The organism is Pseudomonas sp. HR1 (genome assembly GCF_030175875.1).
GTDB lineage: Bacteria > Pseudomonadota > Gammaproteobacteria > Pseudomonadales > Pseudomonadaceae > Chryseomonas > Chryseomonas oryzihabitans.
Window position 1 is genome coordinate 579126 of record NZ_JASNRF010000002.1, and the last position, 17798, is coordinate 596923.

17 protein-coding genes are annotated in these 17798 nt (G+C 67.1%); 15 read left to right on the forward strand and 2 right to left on the reverse strand.

The window, feature by feature from the left end:
• Window positions 1–22: 22 nt before the first annotated feature.
• The 9 genes from QKY98_RS09995 to QKY98_RS10035 all read left to right on the forward strand — a co-directional run bounded on the left by QKY98_RS09995 (window position 23) and on the right by QKY98_RS10035 (window position 11198).
• Entirely contained in the window at window positions 23–1693 is a 1671-nt protein-coding gene (locus tag QKY98_RS09995) for a bifunctional protein-serine/threonine kinase/phosphatase (protein WP_284670792.1), read from the forward strand.
• Window positions 1694–1756: 63 nt separating this feature from the next.
• Window positions 1757–3001 carry a nitrate regulatory protein gene (locus QKY98_RS10000; protein WP_042133471.1) on the forward strand — a complete coding sequence of 415 codons (1245 nt, stop codon included), beginning with the start codon at window positions 1757–1759 and terminating at the stop codon, window positions 2999–3001.
• A gap of 289 nt (window positions 3002–3290) precedes the next feature.
• On the forward strand, window positions 3291–4616 hold the full coding sequence (locus QKY98_RS10005) for a CmpA/NrtA family ABC transporter substrate-binding protein (RefSeq protein WP_042133469.1): 1326 nt from the start codon (window positions 3291–3293) through the stop codon (window positions 4614–4616).
• A gap of 29 nt (window positions 4617–4645) precedes the next feature.
• Window positions 4646–5491 (forward strand): nitrate ABC transporter permease, encoded by an 846-nt coding sequence (ntrB, locus tag QKY98_RS10010; protein WP_284670793.1) that lies wholly within the window; start codon window positions 4646–4648, stop codon window positions 5489–5491.
• A gap of 12 nt (window positions 5492–5503) precedes the next feature.
• Window positions 5504–6304: an ABC transporter ATP-binding protein gene (locus QKY98_RS10015; protein WP_017642296.1), complete on the forward strand. Its 801-nt coding sequence runs from the start codon at window positions 5504–5506 to the stop codon at window positions 6302–6304.
• Window positions 6305–6545: 241 nt separating this feature from the next.
• A complete protein-coding gene (gene cobA / locus QKY98_RS10020) occupies window positions 6546–7292 on the forward strand; it encodes a uroporphyrinogen-III C-methyltransferase (RefSeq protein ID WP_027599806.1) in 747 nt (248 codons plus the stop codon).
• 61 nt (window positions 7293–7353) lie between these two features.
• Window positions 7354–8373 carry a ligase-associated DNA damage response exonuclease gene (locus tag QKY98_RS10025; RefSeq protein ID WP_044340719.1) on the forward strand — a complete coding sequence of 340 codons (1020 nt, stop codon included), beginning with the start codon at window positions 7354–7356 and terminating at the stop codon, window positions 8371–8373.
• Window positions 8370–10091, forward strand: coding sequence for an ATP-dependent DNA ligase (locus tag QKY98_RS10030; RefSeq protein ID WP_042133461.1), 1722 nt, complete (start codon window positions 8370–8372; stop codon window positions 10089–10091). The genes QKY98_RS10025 and QKY98_RS10030 overlap by 4 nt, the downstream gene beginning before the upstream one ends.
• A gap of 3 nt (window positions 10092–10094) precedes the next feature.
• Complete coding sequence (locus tag QKY98_RS10035) at window positions 10095–11198, forward strand: FUSC family protein (RefSeq protein ID WP_284670794.1); 1104 nt, start codon at window positions 10095–10097, stop codon at window positions 11196–11198.
• On the opposite strand, the gene QKY98_RS10040 is transcribed toward QKY98_RS10035, so the two are convergent.
• Window positions 11138–11623 carry a hypothetical protein gene (locus tag QKY98_RS10040; protein WP_284670795.1) on the reverse strand — a complete coding sequence of 162 codons (486 nt, stop codon included), beginning with the start codon at window positions 11621–11623 and terminating at the stop codon, window positions 11138–11140. The genes QKY98_RS10035 and QKY98_RS10040 overlap by 61 nt on opposite strands.
• 495 nt (window positions 11624–12118) lie before the next feature.
• Here QKY98_RS10040 and QKY98_RS10045 point away from each other — a divergent pair, with 495 nt between their 5' ends.
• The 5 genes from QKY98_RS10045 (at window position 12119) to QKY98_RS10065 (ending at window position 16397) form a co-directional block, all read left to right on the forward strand.
• Window positions 12119–12898 (forward strand): transporter substrate-binding domain-containing protein, encoded by a 780-nt coding sequence (locus QKY98_RS10045; RefSeq protein ID WP_007158910.1) that lies wholly within the window; start codon window positions 12119–12121, stop codon window positions 12896–12898.
• Window positions 12899–13000: 102 nt separating this feature from the next.
• Window positions 13001–13741: an ABC transporter permease gene (locus tag QKY98_RS10050; RefSeq protein ID WP_007158911.1), complete on the forward strand. Its 741-nt coding sequence runs from the start codon at window positions 13001–13003 to the stop codon at window positions 13739–13741.
• On the forward strand, window positions 13738–14448 hold the full coding sequence (locus QKY98_RS10055) for an ABC transporter permease (RefSeq protein ID WP_007158912.1): 711 nt from the start codon (window positions 13738–13740) through the stop codon (window positions 14446–14448). The genes QKY98_RS10050 and QKY98_RS10055 overlap by 4 nt, the downstream gene beginning before the upstream one ends.
• Before the next feature lie 37 nt (window positions 14449–14485).
• Window positions 14486–15598: a succinylglutamate desuccinylase/aspartoacylase family protein gene (locus QKY98_RS10060; RefSeq protein ID WP_144944552.1), complete on the forward strand. Its 1113-nt coding sequence runs from the start codon at window positions 14486–14488 to the stop codon at window positions 15596–15598.
• A gap of 34 nt (window positions 15599–15632) precedes the next feature.
• Window positions 15633–16397: an ABC transporter ATP-binding protein gene (locus tag QKY98_RS10065; RefSeq protein ID WP_007158914.1), complete on the forward strand. Its 765-nt coding sequence runs from the start codon at window positions 15633–15635 to the stop codon at window positions 16395–16397.
• A 70-nt stretch (window positions 16398–16467) separates the two neighbouring features.
• Here the strand turns inward: QKY98_RS10065 and QKY98_RS10070 are convergent, their stop codons facing one another.
• On the reverse strand, window positions 16468–16599 hold the full coding sequence (locus QKY98_RS10070) for a hypothetical protein (protein ID WP_007158915.1): 132 nt from the start codon (window positions 16597–16599) through the stop codon (window positions 16468–16470).
• Window positions 16600–17069: 470 nt separating this feature from the next.
• Here QKY98_RS10070 and QKY98_RS10075 point away from each other — a divergent pair, with 470 nt between their 5' ends.
• Window positions 17070–17795 carry a TorF family putative porin gene (locus QKY98_RS10075; RefSeq protein ID WP_027599811.1) on the forward strand — a complete coding sequence of 242 codons (726 nt, stop codon included), beginning with the start codon at window positions 17070–17072 and terminating at the stop codon, window positions 17793–17795.
• Window positions 17796–17798: the final 3 nt, after the last annotated feature.

A 17798-nucleotide genomic window follows, 5' to 3' on the forward strand; every position in this document is an offset into this window, starting at 1 on the left:
TCTCTCCCCTGGCGCCCCGTCCATGCCCCTAGAACTCGCCTTCGCCGAAGCCACTGCGACCGGTCCGCGCAAGGAAAACCAGGACGCCTTGCGCAGTGTCCAGCCCAGCGCGGCGCTGGCGGCGACCAAGGGGCATCTGTTCGCCCTCGCCGATGGCGTCAGCGGTTGTCCGGATGGTGGCCTGGCGGCGCGCGCCACCCTTCAGGCCCTGGCCCAGGACTACTACTCCACTCCGGAAACCTGGCCGGTGGCCCAGGCGCTGGAACGACTGCTGCTGGCGCAGAATCGCTGGCTGCAGGCCGCCGGCAATGGCCAGCCACTGCTGACCACCCTCACCGCCCTGGTGATCCGCGGCCGGCGCTACACCCTGGCCCATGTCGGCGATTGCCGCGCCTATCGCTGGCACGGCGAACGGCTGACCTGTCTCACCGTCGACCACGTCTGGCAGCAGGCCGGCATGCAGCATGTGCTGACCCGCGCCCTGGGGCTGGAAAACCACCTGGTGGTGGATTTTCGCGAAGGCGAACTGGAAGCCGGCGAAACCCTGCTGCTGGTAAGCGATGGGGTCTGGGCCGCGCTGGGCGAAGACAGCATGAGGCGCATCCTCGTCGACGGCGTCAGCGATCTGGACGCGACCGCCCAGGCGCTGGTGGCTGGCGCCCTGCATGCCGGCGGCCAGGACAATGCCAGCGCCCTGCTGGTGCGGGTCGATCGCCTGCCGGACATCTCCCTGGCCGATACCCTGGCCAATGCCGACACCTGGCCGCCGCTGCCTGCCCTGAAGCCCGGCCAGGCCTTCGAAGGCTGGACGGTGGTGGAGCGCCTGGCCGAGTCGCGGCAATCGCTGCTCTACCGGGTCACCGATGAGGGTGGCCGCCCCTGGCTGCTCAAGACCCTCCCCGCGGCACTGCAATTCGACACCCTGGCCGGTCATGCCCTGCTCATGGAGGAGTGGTTCCTGCGGCGCGTTGCCGGCCGCGCCTTCGTCGAGGTGCATCCGCTGCCAAGGCGCGCCCACCTCTATTTCGTCCAGCGCGAATATCCGGGACGCACCCTGGCGCAACAGCTGACCAGCGACGGGCCCCTGGCCCTGGCCGACTGGCTGGACGTCGCCTCGCGCCTGTTGCGTGCGCTCGGCCAGTTGCACAGACGCAACATCCTTCACCGCGACATCAAGCCGGACAATCTGCACCGTGGCCAGGATGGTGAACTGCGCCTGCTGGACTTCGGCCTGGCCTACTGTCCGCAACTGTCCCAGGATCTGCAGGACAGCCCGGGCACCCCCAGCTACCGGGCACCGGAATCCTTCGAAGGCGCCGAGCCGAGTCCCGCCCAGGATCTCTATGCGGCCGGGGTGACCCTCTATCAGCTGCTGACCGGTGGTTATCCCTACGGCGAGGTGGAGCCCTTCCAGCGCCCACGCTTCGGCACGCCCGCCAGTGTCCTGCGCCGGCGTCCGGATGTACCGGCCTGGCTCGACGACTGGCTGCAGCGGGCCGTGGCGGTCGACCCCGCCGAGCGCTTCGAAACCGCGGAAGAAGCCCTGCTGCTGCTGGAGCAGGGCGAGCGGCAACCGGCGGTCCGCGCCCTGCCGCTGCTGCACCGCGATCCGCTGCGCACCTGGCAGGTGGTCGCGACCCTGTCGCTTCTGGCCAACCTGGTGCTCGGGCTGTTGTGGCTCTATCGCCACTGAGGCGTCCCGGTCTGGAGCAGCTTTTGCAGGCCAGTGGCCAGCCTCCTGCTCGAGTCTCGCCCCATGTCCGATCGCCAGATGCCCCCTGCCCTGCGTTTCATGCTGGCGGCCCGCCGTTGCGAACTGCAGCAACTGGAGGGGCTTGCCCTGACCTGCGAACTGGTGGAGGGCGCCAGCGCACTGGTACATGACCTGCAGCGCGAGCGCGGCTTCAGCAATATCCTGCTGGGGACGGGCAGCGATCGCTATCGCAGCGCCCTGGAACGGCATTCGGCGACGACGCGCTGCAGCGAGACGCGTCTGCGCGAAGGCCTGGACACCTTCGACGCCAGCCTGGCCCAGGATCGCCCGCGCCTGCTCAACCGCATCGCCTGTGTCCTGCACCTGCTCGATGGCCTGCCGGGTCTGAGGCGCGGCGTGCTCGACCGGCGCCTGGGGATGGAAGAGGCCACCGCGGCCTTCTCGCACCTGATCGGCGGCTTGCTGGCGGTCATCTTCGAGGCGGCCGACACGGCGAGCGACCCGGGTCTCAGCCGGGCCCTGGTGGCGCTGTTCAACTTCATGCAGGGCAAGGAACTGGCGGGCCAGGCCCGGGCGACCGGCGTGGTCGGCTTCGCCCAGGGTCATTTCGATGCCGTGCTGCTGGCCCGTCTCGACGACCTGGACAGTGGCCAGGCCCGTTGCTTCGCCGGTTTCCTCGACCATGCCGATCCCCAGGCCCTGGTCCTCTGGCACGGGGTGCAGGAGTGCGCCTCGCGGCAGCAGATCGAACGGCTGCGCGGCGTCGCCCAGCGCACCTCGGCGAGTGCCCAGGTGGAGCCGGCGCTGGCCGAACTCTGGTTCGAACTCAATACCCGCCGCCTGGACGCCATGCAGGGGGTCGCCCAGCACCTGGTCCTGGAACTCCGCGCGCGCTGTGCGAAGAGCATCGCCCAGGCCCGGGCGGACCTGGACAGCCATCGCAAGCTGTCCCGCCGCCTGGCCGAGCTCGACCGCGAGCCGAGCACGCCGCTGCTGTTCAGCCTGACCGCCAATCCGCTGGGTGAAGCCCGGCCAGGCGAAGGTCAGCCCGGCATCCTCGAATTGCTGCACGAGCAGACCCGACGCCTGCACGAGGTGGAGGCGGAGCTGCAGGAAACCCGCCGCTCCCTGGTCGAGCGCAAGCTGCTGGAGCGCGCCAAGCAGCAGCTCATGCAGCAGCTGCAACTGCCGGAGGCGGACGCCCACCAGCATCTGCAGCGGCTGGCGATGCGCAGCGGGCGACCGCTGCCCGAACTGGTCCGGCAGCTACTCGGCCAGGAGCCCTAGGTCGGCACTATTCACCGATCAGTATTGGCCATCGTACTGCCCGGGCCCGTTCGGCACCCTCCATGCGCCGCCAGGGCGCACCGCGCCAGCGGAACGCCCCCTGACTGTGCGCCCAGGAACCGCAACGGCCTGGATCGCCCGGGATTCCGGGCTTGGCACAGTCCCTGCAAAAGTCCTGGCGAGCGCCTCGCGCTCCCACAGCAATCCCCGGACGAAGGTGTCCACGCTCGCAGCCCAAGCCTGCCGAGAGTGGATGCCTTTTTTTGTGCCCGCGAAATAAGGAAGGACGATGGACGACAGCTCGCGTAACGATGACCAGGCCGGTCGCGGACTCCCCCGCCGCAGTTTCCTCAAGCAGTCGCTCGGCGTACTGGGCGCTGGCGCCGCGCTCACGCTGCTGCCACCCGGGCTGAGGTCCGCCGCCTGGGCCTCCGGCAGCGATGCCGTGGAGACGACCAAGGCCAAACTGGGCTTCATCGCCCTCACCGATGCGGCGCCGCTGTTCGTCGCCGACGAGCTCGGGCTGTTCGCCAAGTACGGCATGACCGAGGTGGAGGTGCTCAAGCAATCCTCTTGGGGTACCACCCGCGACAACCTGGTGCTGGGCTCGGCGGCCAATGGCATCGACGGCGCCCACATCCTCACCCCCATGGTCTATCACCTGGCCTCCGGCAAGATCACCCCCAACGGCCAGCCGCTGCCCATGGCGCTGCTGGCGCGGCTGAACGTCGACGGCCAAGGCATCTCCCTGTCAAACGACTACAAGGAGCAGAAGGTCGGCCTCGACGCCAGCGGCTTCAAGACCGCCCTGGCCGCGCGCCAGGCCGCTGGCAAGAAGACCTCGGCCGCCATGACCTTCCCGGGCGGCACCCATGATCTGTGGATTCGCTACTGGCTGGCAGCCAACGGTATCGACCCGAACAAGGACATCACCACCCTGGTGGTGCCCCCGGCGCAGATGGTCGCCAACATGAAGGTCGGCAACATGGACACCTTCTGCGTCGGCGAGCCCTGGAACGCCCAGCTGATCAAGCAGAACATCGGCTACAGCGCCCTGACCACCGGCGAGCTCTGGGCCAATCACCCCGAGAAGGCCCTGGCCCTGCGCGGCGACTATGTCCAGGCCAATCCCAAGGCCACCGTGGCGCTGCTCAAGGCGGTACTGGAGGCCCAGCAATACTGCGACGTGGCGGCGAACAAGCCGAAGGTCGCCGAGATCTGCGCCAAGCGGCGCTGGATCGGCGCGCCCGCCGAGGACGTGGTCGGCCGCCTGCAGGGCACCTTCGACTACGGTACCGGCCGGGTGGTGCAGAACAGTCCGCACCTGATGAAGTTCTGGAACGAGCATGCCTCCTTCCCCTACCAGAGCCACGACCTCTGGTTCATTACCGAGAACCAGCGCTGGGGCTATCTACCCGGCGACCTGGATGCCCAGGGCCTGATCGCCAAGGTCAACCGCGCCGATCTCTGGCGCGAAGCGGCGGCGGCCATCGGCGTCCCGGCCGGCGACATCCCCGCCGGCAACTCGCGCGGCAAGGAAAGCTTCTTCGACGGCAAGGTGTTCGACCCCGCCGATCCCAAGGCCTATCTCGCCAGCCTGACGCTCAAGGCCTGACGTCCACCATCCCTCAAGGAGTGCCGCCGATGAACGCCCACACCCGGCCGCCCAAGGCCCTCGCGACCTTTCGTCCGCAAACCCGTCTGCGTCGCTTCGGCCAGCAGGTGCTGCGCAATGGCCTGCCACCGCTGGTGGTGGGCGCCCTGCTGGTGATCGTCTGGCAACTGCTGTGCAGTCGCCCCGGCGCGGCCCTGCCGCCGCCGAGCCAGGTGGTCAACGACACCTGGGAGCTGATCACCCAGCCCTTCTACGACAACGGCGGCAATGACGTGGGCATGGCCTGGCAACTGCTGGCCAGCCTCGAACGCGTCGCCTACGGCTACCTGATGGCCGCCGTGGTGGGTATCGCCCTGGGCGTGCTGGTGGGCCAGTCGGCCTGGGCCCTGCGCGGCCTCGATCCACTGTTCCAGGTCCTGCGCACCGTGCCACCGCTGGCCTGGCTGCCGCTGTCCCTGGCCGGCTTCAAGGACAGCCACCCCTCGGCGCTGTTCGTCATCTTCATCACCGCCATCTGGCCGATCATCATCAATACCTCGGTAGGCATCCGCAACATCCCCGAGGACTACCGCAACGTGGCGCGCGTCCTGCGCCTGAATGGCTGGGAATACTTCCAGAAGATCATGCTGCCGGCCGCCGCACCCTACATCTTCTCCGGCCTGCGCATCGGCGTGGGCCTGTCGTGGCTGGCCATCATCGCCGCCGAGATGCTGATCGGTGGCGTGGGCATCGGCTTCTTCATCTGGGATGCCTGGAACGCCTCGCGCATCAGCGACATCATCCTGGCGCTGGTCTACGTCGGCGTCATCGGCTTCCTGCTCGACCGGCTGGTGGCCCTCATCGGCCGGCTGGTCACCCGCGGCACCGCGAACTAGAGGACTCCCACCATGGCCCAGCCCTACCTGAGCATCGAGCACGTCGACAAGAGCTTCACCCGCAACGGCCTGACCTCCACGGTGCTGCGCGACGTCAATCTCAAGATCGAACGCGGCGAGTACATCTCCATCATCGGCCACTCCGGCTGCGGCAAGTCGACGGTGCTCAACATCGTCGCCGGCCTGATCGAACCCACTTCCGGCTCCATCCTGCTGGAGAACCGCGAGGTCCGCGGTCCTGGCCCGGAGCGCAGCCTGGTGTTTCAGAACCACTCGCTGCTGCCCTGGCTGACGGTCTACGAGAACGTCGCCCTGGCGGTGGACAAGGTGTTCAGGGGCGCCAAGAGCAAGGCCGAGCGCCATGCCTGGACGCTGCACAACCTGGAAATGGTCAACATGAGCCATGCCCTGCACAAAAGACCCAGCGAGATTTCCGGTGGCATGAAGCAGCGGGTCGGCATCGCCCGGGCCCTGGCCATGGAGCCCAAGGTGCTCTTGCTGGACGAGCCCTTCGGCGCCCTGGACGCCCTCACCCGGGCGCATCTGCAGGATGAGGTGATGCGCATCCAGAGCGAATTGCGCAACACCGTGATGATGATCACCCACGACGTGGACGAGGCGGTGCTGCTCTCGGATCGCATCGTCATGATGACCAACGGCCCGGCGGCCACCATCGGCGAGATCCTCACCATCGACCTGCCGCGGCCGCGCGATCGCATCACCCTGGTCGACGATCCCCGCTACAACGGCTATCGCCACGCGGTGCTGAGCTTCCTCTACGAGAAGCACAGCCACCCCGGTGCCGTAGCCTGACGATTCGCCCCGTTTCGAGGCAGCACGCCTCGAAACGGGGCGATTTTACGGTCTCCCGCGCGCGCAAACCCAGGGTTTGTCTCGCAGGGGCAACTGGCACGAAGCCTGCAAATCCTCAGACAACATAGGTCTTTCTTCAACGGCGAGGAAAGACCCTCCGGACAAAGGCGTCCCAGCTGCTTGCAGCGGGACGCCTTTTTTTTGCGTTACAGTCGCCACCCTGGATACGAGAGGTCACTACATGAGCGGGAAAGTCTGGTTGATCGGTGCCGGCCCCGGCGATCCCGAATTGCTGACCCTCAAGGCCGTGCGCGCCCTGGCCGAGGCCGAGGTGGTGATGATCGATGATCTGGTCAATCCGGCGGTGCTCGAACACTGCCCGAACGCCCGGGTGATCCGCGTCGGCAAGCGCGGCGGTTGCCGCTCCACGCCCCAGGCCTTCATCCATCGACTGATGTTGCGCTATGCCCGCCAGGGCCGTTGCGTGGCCCGGCTCAAGGGCGGCGATCCCTGCATCTTCGGTCGCGCCGGCGAGGAAGCCGAATGGCTGGCCGCCCGTGGCGTCAGCAGCGAGATCGTCAACGGCATCACCGCCGGCCTGGCCGGCGCCACCGCCTGCGGCATCTCCCTGACCCTGAGAGGCGTGGCCCGGGGCGTGACCCTGGTCACCGCCCACACCCAGGACGACAGCGCGCCCAACTGGCCGGCCCTGGCCGCCACCGGCACCACCCTGGTGGTCTACATGGGCGTGGCGCGCCTGGCCGAGATCCAGCAGGGCCTGCTGGACGGCGGTCTGGCCCTGACCACCCCGGTGGCCATGATCGAGAACGCCTCCCTGCCCAGCCAGCGCGAGTGCCGCTCGACCCTGCAGGATCTGCAGGTGGACGCCGCCCTCTTCCAGCTGCGCAGCCCGGCGATCCTGGTGATCGGCGAGGTGGTCGGCCAGGCCGCCCTGCAACAGGCCCTGAGCTTCGCCGCCCAGGCCTGAGCGGCGAACTCCGGAGCCCAGCCGCCGTTCCTATGGGTAATCCCCCAGCAGAGCGGCGCCCATGGACCTCGTCATCGCTCGCCCGGACGGCCTCTACTGCCCGCCCGGCGACTTCTACATCGATCCCTGGCATCCGGTGGAACGTTCGGTCATCACCCATGGCCACGGTGACCATGCCCGGGTAGGCAACGGTCACTATCTCGCCACCTCGGCCAGTGCCGGCATCCTGCGCGCCAGGCTCGGTGCCGACATCAACCTCCAGACCCTGGAATACGGCGAGGTCATCGACCACCACGGGGTCAGGCTGAGCTTCCATCCGGCCGGCCATGTGCTGGGCTCGGCCCAGGTACGCCTGGAATACCGCGGCGAGGTCTGGGTCGCCTCGGGCGACTACAAGGTCGAACCCGATGGCACCTGCACCCCTTTCGAGCCGGTGCGCTGCCATACCTTCATCACCGAATCCACCTTTGGCCTGCCGATCTATCGCTGGCGACCCCAGGCCGAGATCTTCGCCGAGGTCAACCAATGGTGGCGCGCCAACCAGGCCCAGGGGCTGGCCAGCGTCCTCTACAGCTATGCCTTCGGCAAGGCGCAACGCCTGCTGCACGGCCTCGATCCGGAGATCGGCCCCATCCTCGCCCATGGCGCGGTGGAGCCGCTCAACCGGGTCTATCGCGAGGCCGGCATCCGCATTCCCGAGACCCACTACGCCGGCGACTTCAAGAAGAGCGATCCTACGTTGCGCCAGGCGCTGATCATCGCCCCGCCCTCGGCCGGGGGCAGTACCTGGATCCGCCGCTTCGGCGAACACAGCGACGCCTTCGCCAGCGGCTGGATGATGCTGCGCGGCACCCGCCGCCGGCGCGGCGTGGATCGCGGCTTCGTGCTCTCCGACCACGCCGACTGGCCGGGCCTGCTGTGGGCCATCGAGCAGACCGGCGCCGAGCGGGTGATGGTCACCCATGGCTCGGTCGCCACCCTGGTGCGCTACCTGCGCGACCAGGGGCTGGACGCCCAGGGCTTCACCACCGAATACGGTGAGGAAGACGACACCCCCGTCGCCGCGGAGGCCCAGGCATGAAGGCCTTCGCCGAACTCTACGGGCGTCTCGACGCCACCACCTCTAGCAATGCCAAGCTCGCGGCCCTGGTGGACTACTTCGGCAGCGCCCCGGCCGCCGATGCCGCCTGGGCGGTGTATTTCCTCGCCGGCGGGCGTCCCCGTCGGCTGGTGCCGACCCGGCAGCTGCGCGAATTGACCATGGCCCTCTCCGGCCTGCCCGAGTGGCTGTTCGAAGAGAGCTACCAGGCGGTGGGTGACCTGGCGGAGACCATGGCCCTGCTGATTCCCACCGCCGATGCCGCCAATGCCGAGGGCCTGGCCTTCTGGCTGGAGGAGTACCTGCTACCCCTGCGCGGCCTGCCACCGGAAGAGCTGGCCGAGCGCTTGCCGCCACTGTGGGGCCAGCTGGATCGGCAGAGTCTGATGGTCTGCATCAAGCTGATCACCGGCGAATTCCGTGTCGGTGTCTCCAAGCTGCTGGTGACCCGTGCCCTGGCCACCCTGGCGGACCTGGATCCCAAGCGCGTCGCCCAGCGCCTGGTGGGCTATACCGATCTCTCCCACCGTCCCACCGCCGAGGGCTATGCCCGCCTGGTCGCCCCGGAAAGTCCGGACGAGCACGCCCAGCGCGGCGGCCAGCCCTATCCCTTCTTTCTCGCTCACGCCCTGCAATTGCCGGTGGAGCAGTTCGAGGCGCAACTGGGGCCGGCCGAGGACTGGCAGGTGGAATGGAAGTGGGATGGCATCCGCGCCCAGCTGGTCAAGCGCGACGGTCGGCTGTGGATCTGGTCGCGGGGCGAAGACCTGGTCACCGATCGTTTTCCCGAATTGCATCCCCTTGCAGAAGCGCTGCCCGATGGCACCGTGATCGACGGCGAGATCGTGGTCTGGAAGGAAGACGCCGCGCCCGACACCCTGCTCAGCAGCGAAGAGGTGAGCGAGCAGCAGGATGGCCGCGATCCGGCCGCGCCCATCCCCTTCGGTGTGCAGCCCTTTGCCCTGCTGCAGCAGCGCATCGGTCGCAAGACCCTGGGCAAGAAGATTCTCGAAGACGTGCCGGTCATCCTGCTCGCCTACGACCTGCTGGAATGGCAGGGCCACGACCTGCGCAGCCAGCCGCAACGCCAGCGCCGCGCCGAGCTGGAGCGGGTGGTGGCCCGTTGCGCCAGCCCGTTGCTGAGACCCTCGCCGCTGCTGCACGGGCGCGACTGGCAGGATCTCGCCCGCCAGCGCGAGGCCTCCCGCACCCTGGGCGTCGAAGGCATGATGCTCAAGGCCCAGGATTCGCTCTATGGCGTCGGTCGCACCAAGGACATGGGCACCTGGTGGAAGTGGAAGGTCGATCCCTTTTCGGTGGATGCGGTGCTCATCTATGCCCAGCGCGGCCACGGGCGGCGCGCCAGTCTCTATTCCGACTACACCTTCGCCGTCTGGGACGGTCCGCCGGAGAGTAGCGAACGCACCCTGGTGCCCTTCGCCAAGGCCTACTCGGGTCTGACCGACGAAGAGATGCGCAAGGTGGACGCCATCGTCCGGCGCACCACGGTGGAGAAGTTCGGCCCGGTGCGCAGCGTCGAGCCGACCCTGGTGTTCGAACTGGGCTTCGAGGGCATCGCCCTGTCCAAGCGCCACAAGAGCGGTGTCGCGGTGCGCTTTCCGCGCATGCTGCGCTGGCGCCACGACAAGCCGGTGGCCGAAGCCGATACCCTCGACATCCTGCAGAATCTGCTGGCCTAGCCCATGGCCGGTCAGACCGCGCCGCCGGTCGCCGATGGCGACATAGGGGCCCCTCGGGAACCGCGCTGGGCCCTGGCGCTGGCCTGCCTGCCGGCGTTGGCGATCATCCTGCTCGCCGGCGGCTGGACGGGTGCCTGGCTGCCCTGCGTGGTGGCCCTGGGCGGCGCCTATACCGTCGGCTTCGGCGCCTACAAGAGCTTTGCCGCCGAACCTCTGGCACCCATGCTGGTGGCGGCGCTGGGGATGGCCTTTTCCGCCGTGGTCGGCTCCCTGCTAGGTCATCAGCTGCCGGCGCTGGTCCTGGCCGGTGCCCTCTGGGCCGCCTGCTGTGCCTGGCTGTTCGCCGTTGGCAACGGCCCCTGGTGGATCACCCAGCAGTGGACGGTGGCCCTGCTGGTGGCCGGCGGCTTTCCCGGTGACCTGCAGCAGGCGCTGCTGCGGGGCGGTCTGGTGCTGGGCGGTGGGCTGCTGCAACTGGTGCTCTTCGCCCTGGTGCAGAAGGCGCTCTACCGCTCCCAGTGGCGGCTGCGCACCGGCTCCCTGAAAGCCCACCTCCACGAGGTCGTGGTGCTGTTCGCGGACAGGTTTCGCCTCGGCCGCTACGGCTTCTATGCCGCCGCCGTGGTCGCTCTCTGCCAGACCTTGACCGGCCTGCTGGAGTACGGTCACGGCTACTGGGCGCCCATGACCGCCCTGCTGGTGCTCAAGCCGCGCCTGGGCGACACCTGGCGGCGCGGCCTCGGCCGGTTGGGCGGCACCCTGGCCGGTTGCCTGCTGGCGGGCGCGGTGGTCTGGCTCGATGACACCCCTGCCGTCCTGGCCGGCGCCTGCCTGCTGTGTGCGGCAGGTGCCTATCTGCTGCAGGACGGGCGCTACTCGCTGCAGACGCTGTTCATCACCGGCACCACGGTACTGATGGTCGCCCTGGCCGGCGCGCCCGAGGCCAGCATCGCCCGCGAACGGATCGGCAGCACCCTGCTCGGCGGCGCGGTCGCCCTGCTCTTTCTGGCGCTGGAGGCCGGCGTCGAACAGGGACTCGCCCGCCTTCAACGGCGACGTCGGTTGCGCCAGGCGAACACCAGCAACCCCAGCAAGGCGCCCAGGTAGCTGCCATCGTGCATCCAGGCCGCCAGCAGGAAACCACGACGATCCTGCACGCAGGCCGGCACCTGCAGGACGCTGCCCAGCTCCAGGGCGAGCCAACCCAGGCCCAGGCCCAGCAGGGCGCAGCCCAGTGCTCCGAGCAGCACGGCCGCGCTGCCGCGCCAGAGATAGCGGTCACCGGCAGGCCGCCCGCGGGCCAGCCAGAGCAGCGCCAGGCCCAGCGGCAGTCCGGCCACCGCGCCGGCCTGCAGGCCGACCCTGGCCGCTCGCCAATGAGGCGCCAGCGCCGTGTCGAGCAGGCCGAATTGGAGAAATTTCAGGCAGGTGAAGTAATCCGGTCCCAGGCCATAGCTGACCTGATCATGCAGCGCCCCATAGAGTGCGGCCAGGGCGATCAGCGCCAGTAGCCTGCCCAGGCCTCGCGCCACCGGCTAGCCCAATGCCTTGTGGTAGCTGTGCCGGCCTGTCCCCAGCGGTCGCGGCAGAAAGCCGCAGTCTCCGTGGCCGGGCCTGTCGTCGAACCCAACTTGGTAGAGCACGCCAGAGGTCATCGCCTTTTCCCGACCGGTCATCTCGCCTCGCTCCCGTTTCCTTTGCACACAGCCGCACGCCGCTATTGCTACCGAGCAGATACGATGTCTTATCGAATCGGGTCTTCTGCTACCTTTCTGCCCACCTTTGGCGCACGCGTGTCTTTTTAGACCCAAAGCAGTGCGTTCGTCCGCCACGGGCAGGAAAGCCGCGCCTTTCCGGTGCATAATGCGCGCCGCTTGGCTGGGTCGGCTGCTACAGGATGTAACCAACGCGGCAACCGCGTACAGATTTGGGACGATCTTCGCCGACTGGTAAGCTTATTGCTCCCGCGAGGGCACGGGCGTCGTACTGGCGCCATGATTTCATCCACATTCGCACTAGGATCCGACATGAAAAAAAGCTGGCTGACTCTCTCTGCGCTCGCCCTGTGTCTGGCCGCCGGTTCGGCGATGGCCAAGGAATGGAAAGAGATCCGCTTCGGTGTGGATACCACCTATCCGCCCTTCGAATCCCAGGCCGCCGATGGCAGCTTCGTCGGCTTCGACATCGAGCTGGGCAACGCCATCTGCGAGAAGCTGGAAGTGAAGTGCAAGTGGGTGGTGAGTGACTTCGACGGCCTGATCCCCGGCCTGCGCGCGCGCAAGTTCGACGGCATCCTGTCCTCGCTGACCAAGACCCCGGCGCGTGCCGAGCAGATCGACTTCTCCGACCTGCTGTGGTCGGGTCCCTCCTCCATGGTCACCAAGGAAGGCGCCAACCTGCAGGCCACCGCGGAAAGCCTGAAGGGCAAGACCGTCGGCGTGCAGCAGGGCACCATCCAGGAAACCTTCGCCAAGCAGAAGCTGGCGCCCAACGGCGTCAACGTCCAGAGCTACCAGAACCAGGATCAGGTCTATGCCGACCTGGTGTCCGGTCGTATCGACGTCGCCATGCAGGACATGCTGCAGGCCGAAGGTGGCTTCATGAAGTCGCCCCAGGGCAAAGGCTACACCAACACCGCCATCCACGACGAGCTGCTGCCGGCCGATACCGCCATCGGTATCCGCAAGGGCAACGACGAGTTCAAGACCTTCGTCAACAAGGGCATCGCGGCCATCCACGCCGACGGCACCTACGACAAGATCCAGAAGAAGTACTTCGGCGACCTAAACCTCTACGATCCCAAGTAAGGTCGGTTCGGCAGACGCCCCCGGTGCCACCGGGGGCGTTTTACGTATGACCGTTGGCGCTCGTGGCGCCCGCGGCCTCACCAGGCGATTCTCCCAAGACGCATGCAGCAGAATTCCTTCGACTCCTTCTTGCAGTCCATCGGACTGGGCACGCTCAGCCTGCATGGCTACGGCCCGCTGATCCTGGAAGGCACCCTGACGACCCTCAAGCTCGCCGGCTTCGCGCTGATCGTGGCGGTCATCCTCGGCCTGCTCGGCGCCTCGGCCAAGCTGTCGCGCCTCGCACCCCTGCGCTTCATCGCCCAGAGCTACACCACCCTGATCCGGGGCGTGCCCGATCTGGTGCTGATGCTGCTGATCTTCTACAGCCTGCAGAACTGGCTGGGCGCCCTCACCGACTACATGGGCTGGGACTACATCGACATCGATCCCATGGCCGCCGGTATCGCCACCCTCGGCTTCATCTATGGCGCCTACTTCACCGAGACCTTTCGCGGCGCCATCCTCGCGGTGCCGCGCGGCCAGGGCGAAGCGGCCCTGGCCTACGGCCTGACCCGCTGGCAGACCTTCACCCTGATCACCTTTCCGCAGATGATGAGATTCGCCCTGCCCGGCATCGGCAACAACTGGCAGGTGCTGCTCAAGGCCACCGCGCTGGTCTCCATCATCGGCCTGGCCGATCTGGTCCGCGCCTCCCAGGAGGCCGGCAAGGGCACCTTCAAGCTGTTCTACTTCCTGATCGTCGCCGGCGTCATCTACCTGCTCATCACCGCCGTGACCAATGCCATCCTCGGGGCGCTGGAACGGCGCTATCACGTCGGCGTGCGGGAGGCCAAGCGATGATCGAACTCCTGCAGCAATACTGGAAACCGCTGCTGTGGACCGACGGCTACCACATCACCGGCCTGGCCATGACCCTCTGGCTGCTGGTGGCCTCGGTGGTGATCGGCTTCATCGTCTCGGTGCCGCTGTCGGTGGCCCGGGTCTCGGAGCGCCGCTGGCTGCGCTGGCCGATCGGCTTCTATACCTACGTCTTCCGTGGCACCCCGCTCTATCTGCAGCTGCTGATCTGCTACACCGGCATCTACAGCCTGGGCTTCGTGCGCGACCAGCCGATGCTGGGCAGTTTCTTTCGCGACGGCCTGAATTGCACCATCCTGGCCTTCGCCCTGAACACCTGCGCCTACACCACCGAGATCTTCGCCGGGGCCATCCGCAACACGCCCCATGGCGAGGTCGAGGCGGCCAAGGCCTATGGGCTGGACGGCTGGCGCCTCTATGTGCACGTGATCCTGCCCTCGGCGCTGCGCCGCTCGCTGCCGTTCTACAGCAACGAGGTCATCATGATGCTGCACTCCACCACCCTGGCCTTTACCGCCACGGTGCCGGACCTGCTCAAGATCGCCCGCGATGCCAACACCGCCACCTTCCTGACCTTCCAGGCCTTCGGCCTGGCCGCGTTGCTGTACCTGGCGGTGTCCTTCATCCTGATCGGCCTGTTCCGCCTGGCGGAGCGCCGCTGGCTGGCCTTCCTCGGCCCGACCCACTGACCCAAGCGGCCGCGCCCGGCGCGGCCCCGGAGTTGTCATGCGCCATCTCACCCATCCGCTGGTCGCCCCGGTCCCGGGCACCGAGCGCTGCATCCACAGCTTCCACTTCGGCCCCGCCGACAGCGGTCGCAAGGTCTACATCCAGGCCTCGCTGCATGCCGACGAATTGCCCGGCATGCTTACCGCCTGGCACCTCAAGCAGCGCCTCAAGGCGCTGGAAGCCGCCGGTGAACTGCTGGCGGAAGTGGTGCTGGTGCCGGTAGCCAACCCCATCGGCCAGGACCAGCAGGTCGCCGACGTCCACCTCGGTCGCTACGAGCTGGAGACGGGGCAGAACTTCAATCGCCGCTTCCGCGACATGACCGCCCAGGTGGAGGCCGTCATCGCCGAGCGCCTCGGCGATGACGTGGCCGCCAACCAGGCCCTGGTGCGCGAGGCCTTCCGCACGGCCCTGGCCGCGGAATCCGCCACCACCCAGCTCGACAGTCAGCGCCTGACCCTGCAGCGCCTGGCCTGCGACGCCGAGGTGGTGCTCGACCTGCACTGCGATTTCGACGCCGTGGCCCACCTCTACACCACGCCGGAAGCCTGGCCCCAGGTCGAGCCGCTGGCGCGCTACTTCGGTTCCGAAGCCAGCCTGCTCGCGACCGATTCGGGCGGCCAGTCCTTCGATGAATGCTTCACCCTGCTCTGGTGGAATCTCAACCAGCGCTTTGGCGAGCGCCTGCCCCTGGGCAGCCTGTCGGTGACCCTGGAGCTGCGTGGCCAACTGGACGTGCGTGATGATCTCGCCGCGGCGGATGCCGAGGCCATCGTCAACTACCTGCGCCACCAGGGCTTCCTGAGCGGCACCGCCGCCCCGCTGCCACCGCTGCTGCAACCGGCCACGCCGCTGGCGGCCGTGGAGCCGGTGGCGACCACCCAGGGCGGTGTGCTGGTGCTCAAGGCCCAGGTGGGCGAGCGCATCGCGGTCGGCCAGGTGCTGGCGCACGTCATAGATCCGATCAGCGATCGCGTCGAAGAGGTGCGCAGCGCGGTCGCCGGCATCCTCTATGCGCGCTCCAATCGCCGCATGGCCACCGCCGGCATGGTGATCGCCCATGTGGCGGGCACCGAGGCCTATCGCAGCGGCTACCTGCTCTCGCCGTGATCCCTACCCCTTTTCTGCTGTGGAATCCCTATCCATGTACAAACTGACCGTCGAAGGCCTGCACAAGCGTTACGGCGACCACGAAGTGCTCAAGGGCGTGTCGCTCAAGGCCAAGACCGGCGATGTGGTCAGCCTGATCGGCGCCAGTGGCTCGGGCAAGAGCACCTTTCTGCGCTGCATCAACTTCCTCGAGCAGCCCAACGCCGTGACCATGACCCTGGACGGCGAGACCGTTCGCATGGCCGATGATCGCGGCGCCGTCCGGGTGGCCGATGCGGCCCAGCTGCAGAATCTGCGCACCCGCCTGGCCATGGTGTTCCAGCACTTCAATCTCTGGAGTCACCTGAGCGTGCTGGACAACATCACCCTGGCGCCGCGCAAGGCCCTGGGCGTGAGCAAGGCGGAAGCCGAAGACCGCGCACGCAAGTACCTGGACAAGGTCGGCCTGCCCGCCCGAGTCGCCGAACAGTACCCCGCCTTCCTGTCCGGCGGTCAGCAGCAACGGGTCGCCATCGCCCGTGCGCTAGCGATGGAACCGGAGATCATGCTTTTCGACGAGCCCACCTCGGCCCTGGACCCGGAGCTGGTCGGCGAGGTGCTCAAGGTGATCCGCGCCCTGGCGGAAGAAGGTCGTACCATGCTCATGGTGACCCACGAGATGGCCTTCGCCCGCGAGGTGTCTTCCCAGGTGCTGTTCCTGCACCAGGGGGTGGTGGAGGAAGAAGGTCCGCCGAGCGAAGTGCTGGTCAGTCCGCGGAGCGAACGCCTGCGCCAGTTTCTCAGCGGCAATCTGAAGTAAGCCCGGGTCCCCGGCCGGGGACCCTACGCGAACCCGGCGGCGCCCGCCGCTCGGATTCGCATCAGCGCGTTCAGCGGCGCTGCTGCTGACGACGACGCTGGGCAGCCAGTTGCTCGCGCTCGCGACTGGGAATCGGGATGGCCTTGACCAGACCGAGTCGGGCGAGCAGGTCCAGCATCAGAGCTTGTATACGGTCGTTCATGAAAACTCCTCGAGCCAGCGCTCAGTCAGGGACAGCCAGGGTGGGCAGCATGTGCTGCCTTCCTCCACAATATTGAGCCTTTCCCTGTCGATTCAATCCACTGGCGTGCGGTTGTTCGTCGCAACAGGGCTGCGCTTTGTCAAAAAGTGTGTCTTTTACCTGGACGGCAGCGGCCGCGTGGATGCTCGCTCGCAGAGCAGTCGGTTGCCGATTGTTATCGGAACCCATATCAAATTCGACGGTCTGGAGCCTAACGACGAGTTCAATTCTCGATCTGAAAACTGACGAATGGCGAAAAAATACCCTCTTCGTTGGTTATCATCGAGGGACGATAACGGGTTAGCCGCGGTTTCTCATCCAATAACAACGATGTCATCAGGGTGTTCGCACCTCGATGTTCTCCCTGCTTGTTGTTATCCCCATCACATCCTTTCTCAAGTTAGCGTGACCGGCACGGCAGGAGTGCTCCCATGACCAGATCCTTACCTCTCTTCCTCGTTTTAGGGCTGCTGGCCAGTCCGGCGCTGGCGGCCAGCTGGGGCATGCAGCGCGAGGTAGGGGATTTCGATCTGAAGATGGGCACGGCGCCGTCACGCAGCATGGCCCAGGGACTGGTCGCACCGAACTCCGCCGGCATGGGCGGTGGCTTCGATCTCACCCACGACAGCGGGCTGTACTTCGGCCAGTGGACGACCAACAACGCCTCTTCCGCGGAAGCGCCGCTGCTGGAGATGGACACCTACGCCGGCTACAAGCACCGCTTCGCCCCAGGTTATGGCTACGAACTGGGCGTGATCAACTACAGCAACCTGATCCAGAACGTCGATCCCAGTCGCGAGCTGTATTCCGGGATGACCGTCTATGGCAAGCGCCTGGGCGCCGCCTTCGCCAATGACCCGGGGCGCCACAATGCCTCGGTCTATGCCGACCTGGGGACCCTGCCGCTGATCAAGACCGGTGTCTCGCTCAAGTACACCAACTATGTGCTGGACGTACCCACGACCCTCGACAGCGGCGGCATGGTGCGCAGCTTCAACGACTGGTCGGTGAATCTGAGTCGCAAGTGGGTGAATACCCTGTTCAACCTGACCTACAGCGGCACCAGCCTGAGAGGCGCCGACTGCTCGGTGTATTCGGGCCACAACACCTACTGCGACAGCGCCCTGATGCTCAAGGCCTCGCACCCCTTCTTCTAGTCG